A 5830-nucleotide genomic window follows, 5' to 3' on the forward strand; every position below is an offset into this window, starting at 1 on the left:
GAGAAAACCCAGGACCATTAGGAAAATTTGCAGATTATGCTGAAGGTTATTTTGTTTTTCCTAAACTAGAAGGTCCTATCGGTCCAAGAATGAGATTTCAAGGTAGAGAGGTGATTTTTTGGAGTGCTAATGATTATTTAGGTCTTTGTAACCATCCAGAAGTTTTAGAAGCAGATGCAAAAGCTGCAGCAGAATACGGAATGTTCTACCCAATGGGAGCAAGAGCAATGTCTGGTGAAACAGAGCAGCATCAGCAATTAGAAAGAGAATTGGCAGAATTCGTAAAGAAAGATTCAGCTTACCTTTTAAATTTCGGATATCAGGGAATGGTTTCTACCATCGATGCTTTAGTGGGCAGACATGATGTTATAGTGTATGATTCAGATTCTCATGCTTGTATCGTTGATGGAGTTCGTCTTCACATGGGTAAAAGTTTTACCTATAAGCATAATGATATTGCAAGTTTAGAAAAAAATCTTGTCAGAGCAACCAAAGTTGCAGAAGAGCAAGGTGGTGGTATTCTGGTGATTACCGAAGGAGTTTTCGGAATGCGCGGAATGCAAGGAAAGGTAAAAGAGATTTGTGACCTTAAGTCTAAATTTAATTTCCGACTTCTTCTTGACGATGCTCATGGTTTCGGAACACTAGGTAAAACTGGTGCTGGAGCTGGTGAAGAACAAGGTTGTCAAGACCAGGTTGATGTTTACTTCTCTACTTTTGCAAAGTCAATGGCAGGTTTTGGAGCGTTCATCGCCGCAGATAAAGACATTATCAGAATCTTAAAATATAATTTACGTTCACAGGTTTTCGCGAAATCTTTAACAATGCCAATGGTTATCGGAGGTTTAAAAAGATTAGAATTATTACGTACAAGACCAGAGATTAAAGAAAAACTTTGGGAAAACGTACGCAAACTTCAGAGTGGATTGATCGAAAGAGGATTCAACTTAGGCGGATCGGACACTTGTGTAACTCCTGTAATGATGCAGGGTTCTACCGTAGAAGCTACCCTACTTTCAAGAGATCTAAGAGAGAACTTTGGAATTTTCACGTCGGTAGTAATCTATCCGGTAATTCCAAAAGGAATGATCTTATTGAGATTAATTCCGACAGCTTCTCACACCGATTCAGAAATTAATGAGACGCTTGCTGCATTCGAAGCAATTCATGAAAAATTAGTTTCAGGCTTTTATAAAGAGCAGGAGCAAAAATTGTTGGAGGAGAAAAACCTTCAATTTAAGAACTCGTAAATTTTTCAGATTTATAATTATATAGACCGTTTGAAAAATTCAGACGGTCTTTTATTTTACACTTATTAATACCATGAGCCAAGTTATTATAACCAAACAGGATTTTAATAAAATCCACCGATCGATTACTGATGCTAAAGCTAAGAACAGCATTAAACCGGAAGAAGCCGAGAAACTGCTCGCCGAATTAAAATCTGCAAAAATTGTCGAACAGGATCAAGTTGATGGCGATGTTGTCACGATGAATTCAATTGTGAAAATTCACTTTCAGAATAATAAGACGACAATGGAATTTCAATTGGTTTATCCAGCTGATGCTAATATTAAGGAACGCAAGATTTCTATTTTTTCCTCCGTTGCATCTGCTTTGATTGGTTACAGCGTTGGTGACGAGATCGATTGGTTAATTCCTTCCGGAATGACTAAAATTGTCATTGATGAAGTAATTTATCAACCCGAATCTGCTGGGGATTTTGATTTGTAATGGCCGTTAAAATAAACAACTACAAAACCGTTAGAATAATCTGACGGTTTTTTTAAAATAAACTCAATGGTATAAATTCCAAAGATTTAAAATAAATTTGCAAAAAGAAAATTCCTTGAAAGATCTGCTTCTCATCACTCCACCTTTTACCCAACTCAACACTCCTTATCCGGCGACCGCTTACATAAAAGGTTTTTTGAACACTAAAAACATTTCAAGTTATCAGGTTGATTTGGGGATTGAAGTGATCCTGGAATTATTTTCAAAAAGTGGAATTGAAAAGGTATTTGCAGCTAATATTAATGAAATTACTTCTGAAAACTCAAAGCGAATTTTTGCTTTGAGAGAGGAATACATCAAGACTATCGATCAGGTTATTCTCTTTCTTCAAAATCATAATCCAACTTTAGCAAGACAAATTTGTAGCATGAATTTCTTGCCGGAAGCTTCCCGTTTTAATCAGTTGGATGATATGGAATTTGCGTTCGGAAATATGGGTTTGCAGGATAAAGCCAAACATCTTGCGACTTTATATTTAGAAGATATTTCAGATTATATTGTAGAAAATATCGATGCTGATTTTGGGTTTAGCAGATATGCGGAGCGGATTGGGCAAAGTGCCAATTCCTTTGATGAATTGTATTTAAAATTAAATGCTCCTCTAACTTTTACGGATGAATTTACTTTAAAGTTATTAAAGGAGAAATTAGATTTTGTTCAGCCAAAACTCGTTTGTTTTTCTGTTCCTTTTCCTGGGAATTTATACTCCGCATTCAGATCTGCACAATTTATCAAAGCCAATTATCCCGGACTCAAAATTGTGATGGGAGGCGGTTTTCCAAATACTGAATTACGAGAATTAAAGGATCCACGCGTTTTTGAATTTTTTGATTATATCACTTTAGATGACGGCGAATTACCGATTGAATTGGTTTTTGAGAATGTGATTTCAGGAAAAGAGATTTCAGAAGGTGAATTCAAAAGAACTTTTATCGTAGAAAATCAACAAGTCACTTATAAAAATAATACGACAAGATCAGATTACAAACAGGCATTTATAGGAACACCTGATTATACCGATTTACTATTAGACCAATATATTTCTGTAATTGAAATTGCCAATCCGATGCACAGTTTATGGAGCGATGGACGTTGGAATAAACTCACAATGGCGCACGGTTGCTATTGGGGAAAATGTACATTCTGTGATATTTCTCTCGATTACGTAAAACTCTACGAACCTATTTCCGCTAAAATTTTAGTGGATCGCATGGAAGAATTGATTGCACAAACGGGCGAATCAGGTTTTCATTTTGTAGATGAAGCAGCGCCACCAGCTTTGATGCGAGAAGTTGCGTTGGAAATCTTAAGGCGAAATCTCGTCGTTACTTGGTGGACGAATATTAGATTTGAAAAAAGCTTTAGTAAAGATTTATGTTTTTTATTAAAGACTTCCGGTTTGGTAGCCGTTTCCGGTGGATTAGAAGTTGCGAGCGATCGTTTATTAAAATTAATTGACAAAGGAGTTTCTGTAGATCAGGTCGCTAAAGTAACCCGGAATTTTACCGAAGCCGGCGTGATGGTTCATTCTTATTTGATGTATGGATTCCCGACTATGACGGTTCAGGAAACGGTGGATTCTTTAGAAATGGTTCGTCAGCTTTTTGAAATGGGAATCGTGCAAAGTGGTTTCTGGCATCAGTTTGCGATGACTGCCCACTCACCTATCGGAAATAATCCGGAAGAATTCGGCGTAAAACCTCTCAAAAAAGAAATACTTTTTGCACACAATGATATCGATTTTACCGACGAAACCGGCATTGATCACAGCAAGTTTAGTTTTGGCTTAAAAAAATCTTTATTCAATTTCATGCACGGAATTAATTTCGATCTTCCTTTAAAAGACTGGTTCGATTTCAAAATTCCGAAAACAACTATTCATCCTGATTATATTCATGATTGTCTTTTGGAAGAAGAAAATTTTGTTTTTAAAGGAAATTCCAAATTAATTTTTCTGGATAAAAATGCGAACGTCGAGAATTTTGTCAAAAAAACAAGAGCGGGCGCTTTTCAATATACGCGATTGACCTTTCACCTTAAAAGCAATATTGTCAAAATTGAATTAGAAACAGATCAAGCGCGTTGGTTAATGAAAATCTTCGCGGAAAACTCGACAGCCAATTCAAAGAAAATTACGCTTCAACAGCTTAAAACTGAGTTTGAAGAAACGTTCGAAGATTTTGAAATATTCTGGTTTTCAAAACCGATTCAACAATTGAAAGAGAACGGTGTTATTTTGAGTTTATAGGATCAAAATATTTTTTCAAATTTAAACCGACTCAGTCTTAAAAAAGTTTATTTTTACTAAAGAAATACTGGAGCAAAATCCAACTATTCAGATTTAAATAAACGACTATGAATGTAGCGGAAGATCTGTCTTTGAATAAAATAGCCAAAATCACTCTGCTTTTTTGGTTGATGAAAATTGTAGCGACGACGATGGGCGAAACTTTAGGTGATTTTATTGCCCAGACTTTAAACTTAGGATATTTGGTCGGAATCGGTATTACCTTAGTATTTTTCCTTCTAACACTTCTTCTACAGCTTTCTTCCAAAAAATATGTTCCTGCTTTTTTCTGGTTAGTGATCATCGGAACAACCACTTTAGGCACAGAAATCTCTGATTTTATTGATCGAAGTTTGCACTTAGGTTATGCCTTGGGAAGTCTGGTTTTAGTTGCTTTCCTTCTGTTAACACTATATCTCTGGTACAAAAAATATGGAAACCTGGAAGTCTATCCTATTTTCGAAACGCAAAAAGAAACCTTTTTCTGGGTCGCTGTTCTTTTCTCAAACAGTCTGGGAACTGCTTTTGGCGACTACCTTAACGACGGTTTAGGATTAAGTTATCTGATGGGCGCTTTGATCACTTTGGCGGTGATTGTTGTCGTCGTGCTCTTGCATTCTTACACCAAGATCAATCATATACTTTTATTTTGGATAGCCTTCGTTTTTACACGTCCGTTTGGTGCCACCTTTGGTGACTTTTTAACCAAGCCAATTGCGAAAGGTGGCCTGGATTTAGGTACACTCAACGCTTCGATTATTTCGATTATAATTATGGTTGTGCTAATTATTATCGCTCATAGAAAAGAAAAGATTCAGAGTTGAACAGAGAATATTTTCAGTTGTAATTATCGCTTTATTAAAAGTAAACTTAAACAAACCTCTCTCAAACTGCAAAGTTTATAAACAAAAAAATCCCGCCTTATAACTAAGACGGGATTTATATTAATGTAAAAGAGTTTTATTCTGCTAGAATAATTCCTTTGTTATTACTGAATTCTACCACTCCACTTTTCATTGTAAAAGAAAAAACACTTTCTTTTTCATTTTCTTTGATGAAATGCTGACTGTATTTCTCCTCTATTTCATTCGTGAACACTTTTATTTTCCCTCCGTTTAATGAGGTAACAATAGCGGCGTGATCTTTCATGATATGGAATTCTCCACTTTTTCCAGGAAGCAAAACAGATTTCACTTCACCTTCAAAAACTACAAACTCCGGAGTTAAAATTTTAATATTCATTTTTTTATAGATAATAGATAAAAGACGAAAAGATAATAGATTTGACTGTTTAAATGGTCTATTGTCTATTATCTATTCGTCTGTAGTCGTATTTTATGCGTTTTCCGCTAACATTTTTTCACCTGCTTCGATTGCTTCTTCGATAGTCCCTTTAAGGTTAAAAGCAGCTTCAGGTAAATGATCCAACTCACCGTCGATGATCATGTTAAATCCTTTGATGGTGTCTTTAATATCAACCAATACTCCTTTTAATCCTGTAAACTGTTCTGCAACGTGGAAAGGTTGAGATAAGAATCTCTGCACTTTCCGAGCACGGTAAACTGATAATTTATCTTCTTCAGAAAGCTCTTCCATTCCTAGAATCGCGATGATATCCTGTAACGCTTTGTATTTTTGAAGAATTTCTTTTACTCTTTGAGCACAGTCGTAATGTTCGTCACCTAAGATCTCAGAAGTTAAGATTCTAGAAGTAGAAGCCAATGGATCTACTGCTGGATAAATTCCTAA

5 protein-coding genes and 1 pseudogene are annotated in these 5830 nt (G+C 35.7%); 4 read left to right on the top strand and 2 right to left on the bottom strand.

The window, feature by feature from the left end:
• The 4 genes from ACEYOS_RS01360 to ACEYOS_RS01375 form a co-directional block, all read left to right on the top strand.
• A partial coding sequence (locus ACEYOS_RS01360) for an aminotransferase class I/II-fold pyridoxal phosphate-dependent enzyme (RefSeq protein WP_373797478.1) occupies positions 1-1250 on the top strand: 1250 nt, incomplete at its 5' end.
• Between the two features lie 73 nt (positions 1251-1323).
• The gene (gene rnk, locus ACEYOS_RS01365) at positions 1324-1734 is read left to right on the top strand and encodes a nucleoside diphosphate kinase regulator (RefSeq protein WP_373708517.1); all 411 of its coding nucleotides are present in this window, start codon (positions 1324-1326) and stop codon (positions 1732-1734) included.
• 115 nt (positions 1735-1849) lie between these two features.
• Complete coding sequence (locus ACEYOS_RS01370; protein ID WP_373708518.1) at positions 1850-4042, top strand: radical SAM protein; 2193 nt, start codon at positions 1850-1852, stop codon at positions 4040-4042.
• Between the two features lie 107 nt (positions 4043-4149).
• Positions 4150-4905, top strand: coding sequence for a hypothetical protein (locus ACEYOS_RS01375; protein WP_373708519.1), 756 nt, complete (start codon positions 4150-4152; stop codon positions 4903-4905).
• A 136-nt stretch (positions 4906-5041) separates the two neighbouring features.
• On the opposite strand, the gene ACEYOS_RS01380 is transcribed toward ACEYOS_RS01375, so the two are convergent.
• Both ACEYOS_RS01380 and ACEYOS_RS01385 read right to left on the bottom strand, forming a co-directional pair.
• Entirely contained in the window at positions 5042-5323 is a 282-nt protein-coding gene (locus ACEYOS_RS01380) for a F0F1 ATP synthase subunit epsilon (RefSeq protein ID WP_373708520.1), read from the bottom strand.
• A gap of 93 nt (positions 5324-5416) precedes the next feature.
• Positions 5417-5830 (bottom strand): annotated as a pseudogene (locus ACEYOS_RS01385) (F0F1 ATP synthase subunit beta); the annotation flags it as partial.

The sequence above is a fragment of the Kaistella sp. genome (genome assembly GCF_041824135.1).
Classification (GTDB): Bacteria; Bacteroidota; Bacteroidia; order Flavobacteriales; family Weeksellaceae; genus Kaistella.